Source organism: Pseudomonas sp. JY-Q, assembly GCF_001655295.1.
Taxonomy (GTDB): domain Bacteria; phylum Pseudomonadota; class Gammaproteobacteria; order Pseudomonadales; family Pseudomonadaceae; genus Aquipseudomonas; species Aquipseudomonas alloputida.
In genome coordinates this window covers 423,449-442,708 of sequence record NZ_CP011525.1, presented here as the reverse complement: position 1 = coordinate 442,708, position 19,260 = coordinate 423,449, and the positions used below count along the sequence as shown (strand labels likewise).

The window sequence follows — 19,260 nt, the reverse complement described above, 5'->3', positions numbered from 1 at the left end:
CTTATGGTTTGTGCGCGACGCGCTCAAGCAGCTCATGCAACTGTTCAAGCTTGATCGACAACGCCTCAACGTCATGTTTAGACGGAATACCCAGGCGATTCAAGGCGCGACCGACCCGTGCGTCGAAAGCTTTTTCGATCTTGTCGAGTTGAATTTCTACCTTGCCGCGTACGCGGTTCACTTCTTCACCGACTTCGTCAAGCTGGTGGTTGGCGGCATCGAGCTCTTTGTCGATGCGCTTCTTGCCGCGCGTCTCGACACCTTCACCCGCCCTGACCAGCTCTTTGAAGTAGTCAGAGCCTTCCTGACCGACGCGGGCGTAGGCGCCGATACCGGCCAGCCAGATCTTGCGCGCATAGCCGCGCACCTCGCCAAGCGTGCCCAGGGCTTCGTCTTTTTTCTTCACAATCACTTTGGCCATGCTGTGTACCTCATGCTCATGAGTGGTGGAAAACCGCCCATGGAGGCTGGGCTTGAGCATAAGGTAGGGAAGAAAATTAGAAACCTCACCCTAAGGTCTTCGTTGTCACATCTATATACCGCAAGCCCCTTTGACCATAGCGCTAGCGTCGCAGGCTTCACCTCACGGACATCGACGCTATGACTGCTGCAGCAATCCCACCCAGGCTGACGTTCAAGCAACGCGTGGCAGCCTGTTTCTCCAAACGACCCAGCCTGCGGGACGTTTTATCAAAAGAAGCATTCCAGATTTTCAGCGACCGGTATCCATGGGTGCACCGTAACCACCCTCACATCACATCGCTCGATCCTTTCGTCATCCTGCATGCACCGGCCAGCACCGATGACCTCTCACGTCAGAGCGGGCTGGTGGACGAGCTTCTGAGGCATTTTCTGGCCAAGGAACGTGTGCAACTGGGCGCCGCAGACAGGCTGAGCATCAGCCCTCCCCATGTGTTTCAAATTCAGGAGCAAGACCAGGACAACCTTCGCCAGCCCGAAATCATGCCGGACCTGACAAAGCTCAACGATGACTTCGATACAGTGCTTGGCGCGTTGATACCCGCCTTCCAGCAAGCCCAGATCGGCTTCTGGAACGGGCTCGACGAAGACAGCCAAGTCTCGCGCATGCTCTGGCTGGAGCACACCATCAAGGCTGCCTTGCTCGAGAACCTCCCTCGTCAAGGCCTTGAAGATGATGCAAAAGCTGCAATGTACGCCCTGCTCGACGGGGTACACGACAGCCTGACTGTCGAGGCGATACAAGTCACGCTCGGAACGGATGGCGGGGCACACACCGTTACCCTACCGGATCTGTTGCTCATCACCACAAGCGGCACCCGCAGCCTGGTTCTGCAATGCAAGCCCTGCGGTTCGGTGCGCCGCCATGTCGACCTGCCCAGCTTTGCCACGGCGCTGCAACGGCAGCTAGCGCAACGCTATCGCTTCGAAACGTTGTCCTGGGCACACACGCCAGTAATCGGACGCCCTTTCGCCTTCCAGGTCAGGCAACTGCTGAACGATATCCTGGACGACATCGGCCGCCTGCGTATTGGCGGCCTGGCAACCGTCGACGAAATGGAGCGACAACTGCGCCAGGTGAGCGACCCGTCAGCTTACTTCTTCGACCTGCCTTCGCAGGAACGAACTGCACCCGCCGTCAGTCCGCCGCGATGGCTGCTCAATGCCAGCGCTGAGGACCGCTATGCCTATCACACTGCACTGCTCGATCTGGCGGCGAACCAAGGCCGGTCGAAGGGCCGCACATCGCTGGGCGATGTCGAGGATATCCGTGATTACGCCGCTCGCCGCTTGCGTGAGACCCTGCAGACCAGCTACCCAGACAAGGCGGTACACGACCCGAACAAGGTGCACATCCGCATTTCCCAGGCCATCATCGGCGCCGCTACACAAGGGCAGTCACTGTTCTTGTACTCGGTTTCCCTGACCGACCTGGCGATTTCACGCCTGCGGCTGGAGGCTGGCGAGGTGATGAGCGGGATGAACTTCGAGGACGGCTCGCCTGTGACCGACTGGCTGAGCATCGACCAGATCAGGGGCCTGATTCATCAGGTCGACATCGGCGGTCACTACCCCTTCTACCTGAAGGACCAAGTCAACACCCAGCCGCGCAGGGCCGAGCGAATCCGCCAGCATGCCAGGGAATGGCGTTACGCCCTTCGGTTCAGCACGCTGAAGGCCAAGATCGAGCGACAGCTTGGCGAAGCGGCAAGCCAGGCAATGCTCAGGTTCTGCCAGGGCATGGACAATGGCGTGGACCTTCTGCGCATCGCCCCCCTGGCGTTCCTTTGCGCGCCTGGCGCTTCGGCAAGCGATGTGGCGCACGGGATGTTCATCATCGAAATACCGGCAAGCGGCAGCTGGGTCTTGTACCGCCCATTCTATGCTGACAGGGCGCTGCAGGAATTTCCGAACCTCGAATTGCTGATGGACGCAATCCGCAGCAGGGGCGAACTGCAAGAGAGCGTACTGGCCTGGCTCGAGGATGACGCGCGTCCGACTTACCAGAACGACGGGTTCAAGCACCCGCACCTGCACCCGAACATGACCAAGCTGACGCACCTGCTCAATGTGCCGGTCGAGCTGCTGGACCGCCTTTTGCAACGCCTCAGACGCCCGGTCCAGGCCTCGTTCCAGGCCTGGACGGATGATCTGGACACCCACCTGTTCAACGCGCGTATCGAGACCATGTTATTGGCCTCAGCCAGCAACAGCGTCTCCAATGCCCAGGAAGTGCGGGCTTTGGTGAAGGAGGCTGCGTGGGCGATCTTCAATACCGTCACCCAACTTTGGCATGGCCCGATGACCACCCTGGTGTGGCTGGTGGTGGCGCTGTCGGCAGCCAAGGAAGACGTCGAGGCGCTGATCAAGCGCAGCGGTGACGACAAGATCGTCGCAGCCATAGACCTGGTCACCAACCTGGCCTTGCTCCTTGCCCACCGCCCCGCAACGCCACCTGCCAACAGCGAAGAGCCCGCCAGGCTACGTTTTTCAGGCCCTGCGCCGAAGGAAGAGACCCCGCCCCCAGCGCTCGAGCAGCCACAGGAGAAACCCTGGCAGCCCCCCGTCGAGGCGCCGCAGCCCACGCTCGTGCGTGTAGATGGCTGGCATGACGGGCAGCGCCTGAGCAACCTGTCGGTACAGGAGCGCCAGTCACTGGCCCAACTGCAAGCCTCGCAGCCACTCGAAGGGCACACGCCACTGACAAGGGGCCGTTTGCGTGGGTTGTACAATATTGCCGGTCGTTACTACGCCAAGCTGGGCGATGGCACCTATGAGGTCATCGAGACGTGGAACGGCATGCAGATCATCGGCCCCGAGCCGAGCAGCAGCGAGTGGGTGTCCCAATGGAATGGCGCCCCGGACGGTTACCACATCGTTGGTCGTGAACGGCAAAAAGGACCATGGCTTACGCGCTGGCATGGCCAATGGTCTTTGAACCTGAACCTCTATGGCGGCATGCCAAGGAACAGGCAATCCATCAACGCCGAAAACCGCCAGCGGTTCGATACGTTGAGCGCAACCGCCACGGCGAATCAACACGCGCTGAATCAGGTGGGGCTACTCATGGAGCGCAGCAGAGTGCAACTGGAGGCTTATGACGAACTCGCGCTGCAGTACAGCCGGGCTATCGATGTATTGCCTGACCAGGAGCGCACGTCACTGCCGCCAGCATTGCAGCTTCAAAAGCAGGCACTGAAAGCCCAACGCTTACGCCAATTGCCTGAAATCAGGGCGTCCGCGCTCTACCTGGAGCGACAGAGCACGCTGTTGCATGGGAACATCGAAGTGTTCAAGGAAATGGCCGAACCACGGTTCAGCAAATGCGACAATCGCCCCCAGAGCCGACGTCAATATGGTAATTGGTACGGTGCTGCCATCGAAAACGACATGCTGCTGTGCCGCCGCTTGCTAGAGCAGGTCGACCACCAGGCATTGAGCGCACAGGCCGCAATGCTGCGCCGCTTTCCCGAAACTGCCGAAGATATTCAGCAGTACCTCGATTATCGCGAACGGGTACACGATTCCTGCCAGGCCAGCCGCCGCCTGCTTGCCGCCAGCCAGCGACTGGACCGGACGCTGGCAGAGGCCCTCGATGACCCCAAGATCGACTTTGCCAATAAAGCCACGAAGCTCGCCCAGACCAATCGGAGCAGGACCTATTCGACACTGGTGATTCGGGCACAACTGCTCAGTGACCTGGCTTACCTCGTCGTCGACAAGACGCGGCTTTCTGCGGACATGGCCGAGCACCTGCTTGCAATGCGTGCGCCGCTCAGCAACCTCGAGTTGAGCCGCACGGTATGGAGCCACGACGGGCTGGCAGCTACCGAAGAGTCACCCCAGGTCAAGGCCGAACTGCTTGACGATATCCTTCAGAAATACCGTACCGTGCTGGACCGCGCCCAGTACATGAAGACACTGGACTCGCCTGCACTGGTCACTGACGTGCTGGACGAATACATACGCGAAGTGTCAACGATGACCCAGGTCACGGAGCAGCAACTGAGCGCGATCTTGGCCAACGTCGACAGCGGCATCAGCCCACCTCCGCCTTCCCCCGGTCATCGCCCCGCGACCATCAGGCGGCGCGTCATCCGTATTGACCGAGGTCGACCGCTGCTGGTGGAAATCGACCAGGTGGGCAACCGGGCAATTCAGCGTAATGCGTTCAACCATGAGCCGGCAGGCAGTTTCGCGCAACGCGACGGGGTGTGGCATGCCGTGGCTGAGCAAGCACGGCCCGCCCAACGTGACCGGGCCCAGGTGCGCCAACGAGCAAACCGCCTGCTGGCAGAGGTGGATGGGAAAATCGCGTTCGCCGCTCACTATGCCGATGAGCCCAACAGCCTGAGCGATTTTCTGGAATGGCCGGCCGGTGACATGCGCGAAGTGCAACAGCAGCTGAGCGAGCTGAACAACCCACTGGATAACGGCCTGATCGACCTCCTGCGTGCAGCGGTAGACCGCGTCCACCACGAAAGGCTTCGGCTACTCACCGACGCCTATCTGAACACCCGCCATCCCGACGGCAAGGCGCTGCGCTTCCTGGCCGAGCAGGATCGGATACGGATCAGGCAGACCGTGATTCGCCGCCAGCTACGTCACGCCCATGATTACCTCGATGTCTACGAGGTGCGCGATGTGCAAGCGCCTCGCAGGGTACTGTGGGAGGCGCACTTTCATTATCCCAACCTGGACGCGAGCGCCCACGACTTCGTCAAGGGCCACCTCAAGTTCTGGGATGCAGGTGTAAGAGGCCGCAAGGCCATGCTCGAGCAGGCCGCAGACGCACGCGAGCGCATCGCGATCTACCGCGGCGATCTGCGCCTGGAGCAGGTGATTGGCATCATTCCTTTCCCGGCGGACGCGCCGCAGTAGCCAGACAGCGGCGCCGGCTCAGGCCAGGGCCTTGTCCAGCGCCCGCTCGATCTCGCCTTTGATGGTGCCGCTCATCATCGACAGCATCATGCCCAGCTTCAATTCGACGCGGATGCTGTCGTCGCCAATGTGCACACTGCCATTGGCGCCACTGCGCGCAACGTCCACGCGGTCACCGTTCCAGGTGGCCTTGAGGTCGTACTCGCGGCTGAGCTTGTCGACCAGCGCTTCGGCCTTGGCGCGGGCGGCATCACGGCCGAGGGAGTGTTTGCGTTCGACGCTGATCTGGGTCATGCGGGCGTTCCTGAAGATGTAGACATAATGAGCATTATGCCCGCCCCTGCCCACTGGCACACCCCGCCAAGACAAATCCGCCCGTTCGCCCTAGAATGGCGGTAATTTTTTCCGGTGAAGCGATATGAACGACCAGCGCAAAGGCGACCACGCCGAACCCACCACCCATTTCGGCTACCAGGACGTGCCTGAAAGCCAGAAGGCGAAGAAAGTCGCCGAAGTGTTCCACTCGGTAGCAGCCAAGTACGACCTGATGAACGACGTGCTTTCCGGCGGCATGCACCGCCTGTGGAAGCGCTTTACCATCGAGCTGTCGGGCGTGCGCAGCGGTAACCGCGTGCTGGACATCGCCGGCGGTACCGGTGATCTGGCGGCCAAGTTCTCGCGTCTTGTCGGGCCGACCGGGCAAGTGGTGCTGGCCGACATCAACGATTCGATGCTCAAGGTTGGCCGTGACCGCCTGCTTGACCGTGGCGTGGCCGGCAACATCGAGTTCGTCCAGGCCGATGCTGAAAAGCTGCCGTTCCCGGACAACCACTTCGACTGCGTGACCATTGCTTTCGGCCTGCGCAACGTCACCCACAAGGACGCCGCCATCCGTTCGATGCTGCGCGTGCTCAAGCCCGGTGGCCGCCTGCTGATCCTGGAGTTCTCCAAGCCGACCAACAAGCTGATGTCCAGGGCCTACGACGCCTACTCGTTCGCCTTCATGCCGCTGGCTGGCAAGCTGATCACCAATGACGCCGAGAGCTACCGTTACCTCGCCGAGTCGATCCGCATGCACCCTGACCAGGAAACCCTGAAGAGCATGATGGTCGAGGCTGGTTTCGACCGCGTCACCTACCACAACATGACCAGCGGCATCGTTGCCGTGCACCGGGGAATCAAGCCCTGATGTTGCTGGCCGGGCTGCTCGCCAGCGTCGAACATGGCCTGAACCGCGTCCTGCGCCTGGACAGCACGGCCCTGCCGCGGCTGGCCGCGCTGGAAGGCAAAGTCATCGAGATCGACTGCCGCCAACCGGCCCTGCAGGTGTTCATCCTGCCCGATGAAGAAGGCCTGATGCTCGCCGCCCATTGGGAGGGCGAGGTCGATTGCCGCCTGCGCGCCCCCGCCGGTAGCCTGGCGCAACTGGCCTTGGTCAAGGACAAGACCGCTGTGCTGCACAGCCCGCAGGTCGAGCTGCACGGCGACAGCGCCGTACTGCTCGACCTGTTCGGTGTGCTGCAGGACCTGGAGCTGGACTGGGAGCACGAGCTGCAACGCTGGCTTGGCCCGGTCGCCACGGCAATGCTGGCCGGCCATATCCGCCTGCGCGCTCGCTGGACTCGCCAAGGCCTGGCACGGTTCAGCCAGAACCTGTCCGAATACCTGGCCGAAGAATCCCGTACCCTGGTCGGCAAGCGCGAAGCCGAAGCCGCCTTCAGCGAGCTCGATGCCTTGAAGCTTGATACAGAACGCCTCGAAGCGCGCCTCAAGCGCCTCTCCCGATCCCTTGATACCAGCGATAACGCATGAAGCTGCTCGCCGTCCGACGTCTTTTTCGCATCCAGCGTGTGGTGATCCGCTACCGCCTCGATGACCTGCTGTTCGACCAGCCCTTGCTGCCCTGGTGGCTGGCCAGCCTGCGCCTGTTGATGCCGTGGCGCTGGCTGCCACGCAAGCCCACCGAACTCAGCCGTGGCGCGCGCCTGCGCCTGGCACTGCAGGACCTGGGGCCGATCTTCATCAAGTTTGGCCAGCTGCTGTCCACCCGCCGCGACCTGCTGCCCCCCGACATCGCCGACGAGCTGATGCTGTTGCAGGACCGTGTGCCACCGTTCGACCCGAAAAAAGCCGTGGCCTTGATCGAGGAACAGCTCGGTGCAAAGGTCGGCGAGGTGTTCAGCCGTTTCGACGTCGAGCCTCTGGCTTCGGCCTCGGTGGCCCAGGTGCACGCCGCACGCCTGAAAACCGGCGAAGAGGTGGTGGTCAAGGTGGTGCGCCCGGGCCTGAAGCCGGTCATCGCCCAGGACCTGGCCTGGCTGTTCCTGATCGCCAAGGCCGCCGAACGCGCCTCGGCGGATGCCCGTCGCCTGCACCCGGTGGAAATCGTCGGCGACTACGAAAAAACCATCTACGACGAGCTCGACCTGCTGCGCGAGGCTGCCAACGCCAGCCAGCTGCGGCGCAACTTCGAAGACTCCGAGCTGATGTACGTACCCCAGGTGTACTGGGACCTGTGCCGCCCCAAGGTGCTGGTAATGGAGCGCATCTACGGCGTACCGGTGACCGACATGGCCACCTTGGCCGACCAGCGCACCGACATGAAGCTGCTGGCCGAGCGCGGCGTGGAAGTGTTCTTCACCCAGGTGTTCCGCGACAGCTTCTTCCATGCCGACATGCACCCTGGCAACATCTTCGTCAGCACGGTCAAACCGTGGAGCCCACAGTACATTGCCATCGACTGCGGCATCGTCGGCAGCCTCACCGCCGAGGACCAGGACTATCTGGCGCGCAACCTGTTTGCCTTCTTCAAGCGTGACTACCGCCGCGTCGCCCAGTTGCACATCGATTCGGGCTGGGTGCCGGCAAACACCAAGGTCAACGAGTTCGAAGCAGCGATTCGCACCGTGTGCGAGCCGATCTTTGAAAAACCGTTAAAAGATATTTCCTTCGGCCAGGTGCTGATGCGCCTGTTCCAGACCGCACGGCGCTTCAACATGGAAGTGCAGCCACAGTTGGTATTGCTGCAGAAAACCCTGCTCAACATCGAAGGCCTGGGCCGACAGCTGTACCCCGATTTGGACCTGTGGAGCACCGCCAAGCCGTACCTCGAACGCTGGATGCGCGACCGCTATAGCCCCAAGGCCGTGTTCGGCAACCTGCACAGCCAGGTAGAGCAACTGCCGCACCTGGCCGGCATGACCCGCGACCTGCTCGAGCGCCTGTCGCAGCCTCACCTGCACGATCCACACCTGCCGGAACGGCGCCGCCAGGGCGACCGCTGGGCGCTGCGCCTGCTGGGCGCCGGCCTGCTTGGCGGTGGCGCAGTTTTGGCTGCAGGCGCTGCCGAAACCGCCAGCCTGGCCGCCCCGGCCGCCTGGCCAGCCTGGTTGATGCTGGCTGCGGGCCTTTACCTGATCGTGCGCCAATAGCCAGCCGCGCCTGTGGCTGGCACACTAGCGCAAAGGGCCCGGCACAGGAGCGGGCCCGTTTTGGAGTCGACGATGAAAGACTGGCTGGACGAGATCAAGTGGAACAGCGATGGCCTGGTACCGGCGATCGCCCAGGACCACAAGACCGGACGCGTGCTGATGATGGCCTGGATGAACCGTGAATCGCTGGCCCTGACCGCCGCCGAGCAGCGTGCCATCTACTGGTCGCGTTCGCGTGGCAAGCTGTGGCGTAAAGGCGAGGAGTCCGGGCATGTGCAAAAACTGCATGAGTTGCGCCTGGACTGTGACGCCGACGTGATCATCCTGATGGTCGAGCAACTGGGCCATATCGCCTGCCATACCGGTCGTGAAAGCTGCTTCTACCGCGTCTATGAAGACGGCCAGTGGAAAATCGTCGACCCGGTCCTGAAGGACCCGGATGCCATCTACAGCGCAGGACATTGACATGAGCGACACCCTCAACCGCCTGGCCGAAGTGCTTGAAGAACGCAAGCAAGCGGCGCCTGACAGCTCCTACGTGGCCAGCCTGTACCACAAGGGCCTGAACAAGATCCTTGAAAAGCTCGGCGAAGAGTCGGTCGAAACGATCATTGCTGCCAAGGATGCCCAGATCAGCAAGGATTACAGCGATGTCATCTACGAAACCGCCGACCTGTGGTTTCATAGCCTGGTGATGCTCAGTGCGCTGGGCCAGCATCCGCAAGCCGTGCTGGATGAGCTGGAACGCCGCTTCGGGCTTTCCGGGCATGATGAAAAGGCCGCACGCCAGCCTTCGGCTTGAGCACAACGCATTCTAGGAGAGCACCATGGGTATTTTTGACTGGAAACACTGGATTGTCCTGCTGGTCGTCGTGGTCCTGGTGTTCGGCACCAAGAAACTGAAGAACTTCGGCAGCGACCTGGGCGAGTCGATCAAGGGCTTCCGCAAGGCCATGAACGAAGAAGAGAGCAAGCCGGCCGAGCAGACTCCGCCACCTGCCCAACCTGTGCCACCGGTGCAAAACACCGCGCAGCCGCAGCAAGGCCACACCATCGAAGGCCAGGCCCACCCGGTCCAAGAGCCGCAGCGGAAAGACTGACCCATGTTCGGCATCAGTTTCAGCGAGCTCCTGCTCGTCGGCCTGGTCGCCCTGCTGGTGCTCGGTCCTGAGCGCCTGCCGGGTGCCGCGCGCACGGCAGGCCTGTGGATCGGCCGGCTCAAGCGCAGCTTCAACAGCATCAAGATGGAAGTGGAGCGCGAAATTGGCGCCGACGACATCCGCCGCCAGCTGCATAACGAGCACATCCTGCAGATGGAAGAGGAAGCCAAGCGCATCCTCAACCCAATGACGCCACCCGCGAAGCCGCCGGTCACCACGGCCAGCGTGCAGCCACCTGCCGGGCTCGAAGCCAGGCCGGTCGAAGCACCTGCTGCCCCGGCCGCACCGTCTGAACCGCCTCAACCGCCGCGAGCCCCATGAGCGAGAATCCGGAACACGACCAGCCGATGCCGCTGGTTTCGCACCTGACCGAACTGCGCACCCGCCTGCTGCGCTGTGTTGCCGTCATTTTCCTGATCTTTGCCGGGCTGTTCTCCTTCGCCCAGCAGATCTACACACTGGTTTCCGCGCCGCTGCGCGAGCACTTGCCGGCCAACGCAACGATGATCGCCACCGATGTGGCCTCGCCGTTCCTCACGCCGTTCAAGCTGACCATGATCGTGGCGCTGTTCCTGGCCATCCCGTTCATCCTTCAGCAGATCTGGGGTTTTATCGCGCCAGGGCTGTACCGCCATGAAAAGCGCATCGCCATTCCACTGTTGGTGTCGAGCATCTTCCTGTTCTATGCCGGCATGGCATTCGCCTACTTCCTTGTATTCCCGCTGATCTTCGGTTTCTTCGCCAGCGCCACGCCAGAAGGCGTTTCGATGATGACCGACATCGCAAGCTACCTCGACTTCGTGATGACGCTGTTCTTCGCCTTTGGCGTGGCCTTCGAAATCCCGGTGGCGGTCGTACTGCTGGTGTGGATCGGCGTGGTCGACGTGAAGTACCTGAAGAAAGTCCGCCCGTATGTGATCATCGGCTGCTTCGTGGTCGGCATGGTCCTCACCCCACCGGACATCTTCTCCCAGACCCTGCTGGCCGTGCCCATGTGGCTGCTGTTCGAGATCGGCGTGCTGTGCGGCAGCCTGATCCGCAAGCGCAGCGCCCACGACGAAACCGCCGACGACCATAACGACCAGCCACCAGCGACCCAACCGTGAACCTGCTGCTTCTTGAAGAGGCCGACTTCGTCTCGGCCAACCGCGTCGTTCTTGCTGATCGGCGCTTCACCCATATGCAGGAAATCCACCGCGTGGCAGTGGGCGACAACCTGCGCGTGGGCCGTATCAATGGCCTGATGGGCAAGGCCACGGTGCTGCGCCTGGAAAAGCACCAAGCCGAACTTGAAGTGGCCTTCGACCAGCAGCCACCGGCCAAGCTGCCGCTGACCCTGGTGCTGGCGGTGCCTCGGCCAAAAATGCTGCGACGGCTGTTCCAGACCGTGGCCACATTAGGCGTGCCGCGGCTGATCCTGCTGAACAGCTACAAAGTCGAGAAAAGCTTCTGGCAAACACCTTTTCTGCAGCCCGAGAGCATTCGCGAAAACCTGATCCTGGGCCTGGAACAGGCGCGCGACACCGTGTTGCCCGAGGTGATCATTGAAAAACGCTTCAAGCCTTTTGTCGAAGACCGCCTGCCCACCATCGCCGCCGGCACCCTGGGCCTGGTCGGCCATCCCGGCCCCTACCCAGCCTGTCCGCGCGCCGTAGAACAAACCGTTACCCTGGCCATTGGCCCCGAGGGTGGCTGGATCCCCCACGAGATCGACCTGCTGGGCAAGGCAGGCCTGGCGCCGGTACAGCTGGGTGATCGCATCTTGCGGGTGGAGACCGCCGTTACCGCGCTGCTTTCGCGTATTTTCTGACACAAACACCACTTTTTCGCCCATCAAGTTTCCCTCTCCCGGGCCGATGGCCTTGGCAACAATACAATTATTTGTGCTGCCAAGCCGCCGGGGAGTCGAACATGTATCAATGGTTAGCCCAATCGTTGGGCAATGTGAGCGTCAATCGCAAACTGGGGCTGGGTTTCGGCCTGGTGCTGCTGTTGACCTTGGCGATTACCCTGACCGGCTGGTACGGCATGGACAGCATCATCGACCGTGGCGACAAACTGGGAAACATCTCTGTTATCCAGCAATACACCCAGGAATTGCGTATAGCCCGCCAGCATTACGATCGCCGCCGCGACGACGCTTCGCTGGCAGAACTGGAAAAAGCCCTGAGCAACCTCGACCGCCAGGTGCAGCGGATGCTTGGCCAGATCGAACAACCCGCCGACCGCCAACGCCTCGAACAGCAACGCGAGGCAGTGCGCACCTACCAGCAGGCATTCAACGAGCTTAAGCAAGCCGACCAACGCCGCGAAGCCAGCCGTGATGTACTGGGTAGCAGCGCCGATAAAGCCGTGGAGTTGATAGGCCGTGTACAGCGCAGCCTGCTGCAAGACGCAGACATCAACCAGTACCAGCACGCGGTGGACGTCAGCGCCCTGCTGCAACAAGCGCGCTTCCAGGTGCGTGGCTACACCTACAGCGGCAATGCCGAATACCAGCAAACGGCACTGAACGCCATCGACCAGGCTTTGGCCGAACTGCGTGCACTGCCGGCCAAGGTGTCTGCCGAACATGCTGCCAGCCTGGATGATGCCGCCACAGCCATGGGCGGCTACCGCGATGCGGTGACCCAGTTCGGCGATGCCCAGCTCGCCAGCGAGCAAGCGTTGCAACGCATGGCTGAACAAGGCACGGTACTGCTGCAGGCCAGCCAGATGATGACTACCTCGCAAACCGAGGTGCGCGATGCCGCTGCCGCGCAGGCCAAAACACTGCTCGCAGTTGCCACCGTGCTGGCACTGGCCTTTGGCCTGCTGGCCGCCTGGGCCATTACCCGGCAGATCATCATCCCTCTGCGCCAAACACTGCGCGCCGCAGAGCGTGTGGCCAGCGGAGACCTGACCCAAAGCCTGCAGGTGCAACGTCGCGACGAACTGGGCCAATTGCAAGCCAGCATGCATCGTATGACCCAAGGCTTGCGTGAACTGATCGGCGGTATTGGCGACGGCGTGACGCAGATCGCCAGCGCTGCCGAGCAGCTGTCGGCGGTGACAGAACAGACCAGTGCCGGGGTCAACAACCAGAAGGTCGAAACCGACCAGGTGGCGACCGCGATGAACCAGATGACTGCCACCGTGCACGAGGTGGCACGTAATGCCGAACAGGCTTCGGAAGCCGCCTTGATGGCCGACCAGCAGGCCCGCGAGGGCGATCGCGTGGTGGGCCAGGCGGTGGCACAGATCGAGCGCCTGGCAAGCGAAGTGGTCAACTCCAGCGAAGCGATGAACCTGCTCAAGACCGAAAGCGACAAGATCGGCAGCGTACTCGACGTAATTAAATCGGTGGCCCAGCAAACCAACCTGCTGGCCCTCAACGCGGCAATCGAAGCCGCCCGCGCCGGTGAGGCCGGGCGTGGCTTTGCCGTGGTTGCCGACGAAGTGCGCAGCTTGGCCCAACGCACACAGCAGTCGACCGAAGAGATCGAAGAGTTGATTGCCGGCCTGCAAAGCGGCACCCAACGGGTGGCCAGCGTGATGGACAACAGCCGCCAACTGACCGACAGCAGCGTCGAGCTGACCCGCCGCGCCGGCAGCTCGCTGGAAACCATCACCCGCACGGTGTCGTCGATCCAGGCAATGAACCAGCAGATTGCCACGGCGGCCGAGGAGCAGACGGCGGTGGCCGAAGAAATCAACCGCAGCGTGATGAATGTGCGTGATATTTCCGACCAGACCTCGGCGGCGAGTGAGGAGACGGCCAGCTCCAGCGTGGAACTGGCGCGGTTGGGTACCCATTTGCAAGGGCTGGTTGGGCGGTTCCGGCTGTGATCTGAACCAGCGGTCGCCCGGTCGGGCCTCTTCGCGGGTAAACCCGCGCCTACACACATGCACAGGCCGTCGTAGGAGCGGGTTCACCCGCGAATGGGCCGGCCCTGCTGGCCAATTTCCACCCGCCGTTCACCGTTGCCGCCGCCACCGTATTCGCGGGTAAACCCGCTCCTACACGCATGCACAGGCCGTCGTAGGAGCGGGTTTACCCGCGAATGGGCCGGCCCTGCTGGCCAATTTCCACCCGCCGTTCACCGTTGCCGGCACCACCGTATTCGCGGGTAAACCCGCTCCTACACGCATGCACAGGCCGTCGTAGGAGCGGGTTCACCCGCGAATGGGCCGGCCCTGCTGGCCAATTTCCACCCGCCGTTCACCGTTGCCGGCACCACCGTATTCGCGGGTAAACCCGCGCCTACACACACGCACAGGCCGTCGTAGGAGCGGGTTTACCCGCGAATGGGCCAGGCCGGCTGGCCAATTTCCACCCGCCGTTCACCGTTGCCGCCGCCACCGTATTCGCGGGTAAACCCGCGCCTACACACACGCACAGGCCGTCGTAGGAGCGGGTTCACCCGCGAAGAGGACGGCACAGGACGAAATATATCCTACTGTTCGCGGCGAACTTTCCTACCTGATTATCAGGTCAAGTCCTACAGCTCCGCTGCCGATGGGCAGAGATGTGATGCCAGCCATGCGCCTGCATCCTTTCTCTCACTCGCTCGGAGATTCCCCATGCTTGGCTCCCTCAACCGCAAGCTCGGCAACATCAGTGTCGCCGCCAAGCTGGCCCTCGGCTTCGCCGTGGTCCTGCTGCTCACCCTGGCCACCACCATCAGCGGCTGGCGTGCCCTGGATGGTGCCATCGTGCGCTCACAGCAACTCAGCGAAATAGGCCTGATCAACGACCTGACAAAAGACCTGCGCGCGGAACGCATCACCTACCGCGTGCTCAACGACGATGCCAGCAGAGCACGCATCAGCAACATCCTCGACCAGCTCAACAGCATGCTGACCACCCTGCAACAACGCAGCAACGTCGATGAGTCACGGCAGTTGCTGACAGAAAAAATGGCATTGTTGCAGAACCTGCGCGACACCTTCAGCGAACTGCAGCGCAGCGTCGCCAGCCGTGTAGCCCTGCGCGAAGCCCTTCAGTCACAGGAGCATGCACTCAGCGAGGCGATTGACCAACTGCAGACCCAGGCCTTGCTGAAAATGCCTGACGACAGTCAGCAAAGTGGTGTGCTGGGCCTGATGGATACCCTCAGCCGGCATGTCGAAGGTGCCAACCAGCAAAGCCTGGTTCCCGCCTACACCTTCGCCCCGGTCGAGGATTTTGCCAAAGTCGGTGATAACGCCCTGGATGCCGCCGACAATAGCCTTGCGCAACTGCTTGAAGGCCTTGCGCCGCTGGGCTTGCCACGCGCCATCAGTGAGCAACCCGGTGTCGAGCTGAGCAAGTACCGCACCAGCCTGGATCAGTATCGCCGCGCCGCCGTACGTGTGGAGCAGTTGCAGAACAACATGGAAAACATGGGCAACGAGCTGCGAACGGTGAGCCTCGAACTGGGCAAACGCAAGGTCGAACAACGCGACAGAGAGGCCTTGGCCGCCCGGTCGCTGCTGACCAGTGTGGCGCTGCTGGCCATGGTGGTAGGGGCGCTGGCCGCTTGGCTGATCACCTTGCAGATCACCCAGCCGTTGCGCCAGACACTGGCCGTGGCTGCCCGCATCGCCAAGGGTGACCTGAGCCAGGTCGACACCGTGCAACGTCGCGACGAAATGGGCCAGCTGCAAACCAGCATGCGCGAGATGACCTTGAGCCTGCGCGAGCTGATCGGTGGCATTGATCAGGGTGTCGGCCAGCTGTCACAGGCCGCCACACAGTTGGCGGCCAGTAGCGAAGACACCAAGCTGCGCATCAATCAGCAGCGCGAGGAAACTGACCAGGTGGCGACTGCCATGAACCAGATGAGCGCCACCGTGCAGGAAGTGGCACAGAACGCCGAGCAAGCCTCGCTGGCCGCGACCAGCGCTGACCAGCAGGCCCAGGTGGGTGACCAGGTCGTCGCCGAAGCCATCGGCCGTATCGAACAGCTGGCCGGGCAGATGGACCATTGCCTGGCGGCCATGCAGCACCTGGCAGGCGAGAGCCAGCGGATTGGCAGCATTCTCGATGTGATCAAGTCGGTGTCCGAACAGACCAACCTGCTGGCGCTGAACGCAGCGATCGAAGCGGCACGGGCCGGTGAAGCCGGGCGCGGTTTTGCCGTGGTGGCCGATGAGGTGCGTGGCCTGGCACAGCGTACGTCGACGGCGACCGAAGAGATCGGCCAACTGATCGACAGTCTGCACAACGGTACCGACGAAGTGACCCGCTTGCTGGACAGCAGCAAGAGCCTGACCGAACAGAGTGTGGAGCTGAGCCGCAGGGCCGGGCACGCACTGAGCCAGATCACCGACACGGTGTCGAGCATTCAGGGCATGAACCAGCAGATCGCCACCGCCAGTGAAGAGCAGAGCGTGGTGGCCGAGCAGATCAACCGAAGTGTGATCAATGTGCGGGATGTTTCGGATCAGACCAGCGCGGCCAGTGAGCAGACGGCAGCCTCGAGTGGAGAACTGGAGCATCTGGGGCAGCAATTGCGGGGGATGGTGGGGCGGTTCAGCCTCTGATTTCGCCTCGCCCTCTTCGCGGGCAAGCCCGCTCACACAGGTACATCACCCCTATCAAGGCAGTGGTGGACATGCAGGAGCGAGCTTGCCCGCGAAGAAGCCAGCGCGGTTACAGCACCTGGCGCAGGAATGCCTGCGCACGCGGGTCTTTCGGCGCAGCGAAGAACGCGGCCGGGGCCGAATCTTCCAGCAGTTTGCCGTGGTCGAAGAACAGCACGCGGTCAGCCACTTCGCGGGCGAAGCCCATTTCGTGGGTGACGCAAACCATGGTCATGCCTTCCTGGGCCAGGGTCTTCATCACGTCCAGCACCTCACCGACCATTTCCGGGTCGAGCGCCGAGGTGGGCTCGTCGAACAGCATCACTTTCGGATCCATCGCCAGGGCCCGGGCAATCGCTACCCGCTGCTGCTGGCCGCCAGAAAGCCGTGACGGGAATTCGTTGGCCTTTTGCGCGATACCGACCTTTTCCAGCAGCGCCCGGGCCTTGGCTTCGCGGTCAGCCTTGTTGCGCTTGCGCACCACCTTCTGCGCCAGGCACAGGTTTTCCAGCACAGTCATGTGCGGGAACAGGTTGAAGTGCTGGAACACCATGCCAACTTCGCGGCGGTAGGCATTGATGTCGGTCTTGGGGTCGGCCAGTTGCAGGCCATCGATGGCCACATGGCCTTGGTCGAAATGCTCCAGGCCGTTGAGGCAGCGCAGGAACGTCGATTTGCCCGACCCCGACGGGCCGAGCACGACCACCACTTCGCCCTTGGCGACCTGAGTGGTGACGTTATCCACAGCCCTTACCACCTGGCCACGGGTGTCGAAGACTTTCAGCAAATCACGGACTTCAATCACTTTGCGCAAGCCTCCGCTCGAGCCGGCTGGCAATGTGCGACAGCGGCAGGTTGATCAGCAGGTACAGGCCTGCCACGCAGAACCAGATCTCGAAGGTAGAGAACGAGGTGGTGATGGCCTCACGGCCACTCTTGGTCAGCTCGGTGATGGCGATCACCGACACCAGCGAGGTGTCCTTGACCAGGCTGATGAACTGGCCGGCCAGGGGCGGAAGCACGCGCTTGAAGGCCTGCGGCAAGATCACATGGCGCATCGACTGGCCAGCGTTCAGGCCCAGCGACCGCGCAGCCTCGTTCTGGCCCTTGGCGATCGACTGCACGCCAGCACGGACGATTTCGGCCACGTAAGCACCAGTAAACAATGCCAGCGCCGCTACCCCGGCAAACTCGCGGGACAGGTTGAGCACGGTGCCGATGAAGAAGTAGAAGATGAAGATCTGCACCAGCAGCGGCGTGCCGCGCACCAGTTCGACATAGACGGTCGACAGGTCGCGCAGGGTCGGGTTGTTCGACAACCGGCACAATCCGGCGAACAGGCCGATCACCAGGCCCAGCGCCCCGGACACCACCGAGATCCACAAGGTGGTCCACAGGCCCCATGCCAGCGGGCCAGCGGCCCAATGGCGGGTTACCCCAATCTGGTCGCCTTCGGCAACATCGTCGCCGCGGCTCAGTTGCAGGCTGTCCTTGGCCACATCGAGCACTTGCTCGGCACCACTTTCGTCCTTCAGCGTGACGCGAGCGTTGTCACCGGAGATGACGATTTCCTGCACAGTGCCGTAGCCGGCAGCGCGTTGTGTTTCCTCGGCCTTGTAGGCGAAGTACTGCGGTACGCGGTTCCAGCGCCACTCGTAGGAAATCATCGAGGTGGCCATGTAAAGGCTGAGCGCCAGGCCTACCAGGACCAGGGCAGTCAACCCATGCCAAGGCCACTGGGCTTTCTTGTGTTTGATCACGTGGGGTACTTCCGTAAATGCGAACGCGCAGGGTTTGCCTGCGCGTCGGGGTCATAAAGCCGGGCTTGTGGCCTGAGCCTTATTCCATTTCCTTCAGCCAGTCCTTGTTCTTGAACCACTTATCGTGAATACGATCGTAGGTCCCGTCGTGCTTGATCTGGTGCAGGAAGTTGTTGATGAAGTTGATGCTGTCGTAGTCGCCTTTCTTCAGGCCGAAGGCCAGCGGCTCGTAGGTGAAGGGTTCTTCGAGGAACAGCAGCTTGCCGGCGCCGGCTTTCTCTACCGCCACCACGTTGTAAGGCGCGTCATAGACAAAGGCGTCGGCCTTGCCATTGACCACGTCCATCACCGCTTCCTGCTCGTTGTCGTAACCGTGGTACTTGGCTTTGCTGATCAGCTTCTTGGACACCATTTCGCCGGTGGTGCCAAGCTTGGAGGTCAGGCGATACTTCTCGTTGTTCAGGTCCTTGTACGACTTGATCTCGCCAGCCAGCTCCTTGCGGATCAGCAGGGTCTGGCCAACCACGATGAAGGGTTCGCTGAAGTTCAGGCGCAGGTTGCGCTCCTGGGTCAGGGTCATGCCGCTGCCGATCATGTCGAACTTGTCGGTCAGCAAGGCCGGGATGATGCCGTCATAGGCGGTGGACACTGCCTCGAACTTCACGCCCATGGACTTGGCCATGGCTTTGAGGATATCGACTTCGAAGCCGATGATCTCGCCACGTTTGTTGGTCATCTGGAACGGCATGTAGGTTGGGTCCATGCCCACCCGCAAGGTGCCGCGCTTGACCGCGTCATCGATGGCGCCCGCCTGGGCCGCGGTCACGGCGACCAGGGCGGTCACACCGACCAGCAGTCGCGAAAGGTATTTCTTGATCATCACCAAGTCCCCTAGCAAGAAAAGTAGCGAATCTTATTGTGTTGGCACGGCCGTACTGGCCGAAGCGTCGTATCGGAGAAGGATGCTAACGCATGGCGGCCCGAGGACCTAGAGCCGCGGGG

Annotated in this window: 17 protein-coding genes and 2 pseudogenes; 14 read left to right on the top strand and 5 right to left on the bottom strand. The window is 62.0% G+C overall.

Translation table 11 applies throughout. The features are described 5' to 3' along the window. Position 1: 1 nt before the first annotated feature. Positions 2-421 carry a phasin family protein gene (locus tag AA098_RS01930; protein WP_003249293.1) on the bottom strand — a complete coding sequence of 140 codons (420 nt, stop codon included), beginning with the start codon at positions 419-421 and terminating at the stop codon, positions 2-4. 179 nt (positions 422-600) lie between these two features. Here AA098_RS01930 and AA098_RS01925 point away from each other — a divergent pair, with 179 nt between their 5' ends. Beyond that, positions 601-5,361, top strand: a complete 4,761-nt coding sequence (locus tag AA098_RS01925) for a DUF6543 domain-containing protein (RefSeq protein WP_256545170.1) — start codon at positions 601-603, stop codon at positions 5,359-5,361. Positions 5,362-5,379: 18 nt separating this feature from the next. On the opposite strand, the gene AA098_RS01920 is transcribed toward AA098_RS01925, so the two are convergent. Further along, complete coding sequence (locus AA098_RS01920; RefSeq protein ID WP_003249289.1) at positions 5,380-5,655, bottom strand: polyhydroxyalkanoic acid system family protein; 276 nt, start codon at positions 5,653-5,655, stop codon at positions 5,380-5,382. A gap of 124 nt (positions 5,656-5,779) precedes the next feature. Between AA098_RS01920 and ubiE the strand changes: the two genes are divergently transcribed. The 13 genes and pseudogenes from ubiE (at position 5,780) to AA098_RS30055 (ending at position 16,459) form a co-directional block, all read left to right on the top strand. Next, positions 5,780-6,550 (top strand): bifunctional demethylmenaquinone methyltransferase/2-methoxy-6-polyprenyl-1,4-benzoquinol methylase UbiE, encoded by a 771-nt coding sequence (gene ubiE / locus AA098_RS01915; protein WP_003249287.1) that lies wholly within the window; start codon positions 5,780-5,782, stop codon positions 6,548-6,550. Continuing rightward, complete coding sequence (locus AA098_RS01910) at positions 6,550-7,173, top strand: SCP2 domain-containing protein (protein ID WP_003249286.1); 624 nt, start codon at positions 6,550-6,552, stop codon at positions 7,171-7,173. The genes ubiE and AA098_RS01910 overlap by 1 nt, the downstream gene beginning before the upstream one ends. After that, positions 7,170-8,792 (top strand): ubiquinone biosynthesis regulatory protein kinase UbiB, encoded by a 1,623-nt coding sequence (gene ubiB, locus AA098_RS01905; RefSeq protein WP_003249285.1) that lies wholly within the window; start codon positions 7,170-7,172, stop codon positions 8,790-8,792. Before AA098_RS01910 ends, ubiB begins: the two co-directional genes overlap by 4 nt. A 72-nt stretch (positions 8,793-8,864) precedes the next feature. Further along, entirely contained in the window at positions 8,865-9,257 is a 393-nt protein-coding gene (gene hisI, locus AA098_RS01900) for a phosphoribosyl-AMP cyclohydrolase (RefSeq protein WP_003249284.1), read from the top strand. 1 nt (position 9,258) lies between these two features. After that, positions 9,259-9,594: a phosphoribosyl-ATP diphosphatase gene (locus AA098_RS01895; protein WP_003249283.1), complete on the top strand. Its 336-nt coding sequence runs from the start codon at positions 9,259-9,261 to the stop codon at positions 9,592-9,594. Between the two features lie 25 nt (positions 9,595-9,619). Continuing rightward, a complete protein-coding gene (locus AA098_RS01890; RefSeq protein WP_003249282.1) occupies positions 9,620-9,892 on the top strand; it encodes a twin-arginine translocase TatA/TatE family subunit in 273 nt (90 codons plus the stop codon). Between the two features lie 3 nt (positions 9,893-9,895). After that, positions 9,896-10,273, top strand: a complete 378-nt coding sequence (gene tatB / locus AA098_RS01885; protein ID WP_003249280.1) for a Sec-independent protein translocase protein TatB — start codon at positions 9,896-9,898, stop codon at positions 10,271-10,273. Next, a complete protein-coding gene (tatC, locus tag AA098_RS01880; RefSeq protein WP_003249278.1) occupies positions 10,270-11,058 on the top strand; it encodes a twin-arginine translocase subunit TatC in 789 nt (262 codons plus the stop codon). The genes tatB and tatC overlap by 4 nt, the downstream gene beginning before the upstream one ends. Beyond that, positions 11,055-11,762 (top strand): 16S rRNA (uracil(1498)-N(3))-methyltransferase, encoded by a 708-nt coding sequence (locus tag AA098_RS01875; protein WP_064613768.1) that lies wholly within the window; start codon positions 11,055-11,057, stop codon positions 11,760-11,762. Before tatC ends, AA098_RS01875 begins: the two co-directional genes overlap by 4 nt. 101 nt (positions 11,763-11,863) lie before the next feature. Then, positions 11,864-12,925: pseudogene (locus tag AA098_RS30070) on the top strand (methyl-accepting chemotaxis protein); the annotation flags it as partial. Further along, a complete protein-coding gene (locus AA098_RS30065; RefSeq protein ID WP_370626950.1) occupies positions 12,908-13,780 on the top strand; it encodes a methyl-accepting chemotaxis protein in 873 nt (290 codons plus the stop codon). The pseudogene AA098_RS30070 and the gene AA098_RS30065, both read left to right, overlap by 18 nt. Before the next feature lie 459 nt (positions 13,781-14,239). Continuing rightward, positions 14,240-15,604: pseudogene (locus AA098_RS30060) on the top strand (methyl-accepting chemotaxis protein); the annotation flags it as partial. Then, entirely contained in the window at positions 15,587-16,459 is an 873-nt protein-coding gene (locus AA098_RS30055) for a methyl-accepting chemotaxis protein (protein WP_370626949.1), read from the top strand. The pseudogene AA098_RS30060 and the gene AA098_RS30055, both read left to right, overlap by 18 nt. 109 nt (positions 16,460-16,568) lie before the next feature. On the opposite strand, the gene AA098_RS01860 is transcribed toward AA098_RS30055, so the two are convergent. The 3 genes from AA098_RS01860 to AA098_RS01850 all read right to left on the bottom strand — a co-directional run bounded on the left by AA098_RS01860 (position 16,569) and on the right by AA098_RS01850 (position 19,135). Next, positions 16,569-17,303 carry an amino acid ABC transporter ATP-binding protein gene (locus AA098_RS01860; RefSeq protein WP_003249271.1) on the bottom strand — a complete coding sequence of 245 codons (735 nt, stop codon included), beginning with the start codon at positions 17,301-17,303 and terminating at the stop codon, positions 16,569-16,571. Next, a complete protein-coding gene (locus tag AA098_RS01855; protein ID WP_003249268.1) occupies positions 17,296-18,258 on the bottom strand; it encodes an amino acid ABC transporter permease in 963 nt (320 codons plus the stop codon). Before AA098_RS01855 ends, AA098_RS01860 begins: the two co-directional genes overlap by 8 nt. A 79-nt stretch (positions 18,259-18,337) precedes the next feature. Further along, positions 18,338-19,135, bottom strand: a complete 798-nt coding sequence (locus tag AA098_RS01850; RefSeq protein ID WP_029380729.1) for a transporter substrate-binding domain-containing protein — start codon at positions 19,133-19,135, stop codon at positions 18,338-18,340. Between the last annotated feature and the right edge of the window lie 125 nt (positions 19,136-19,260).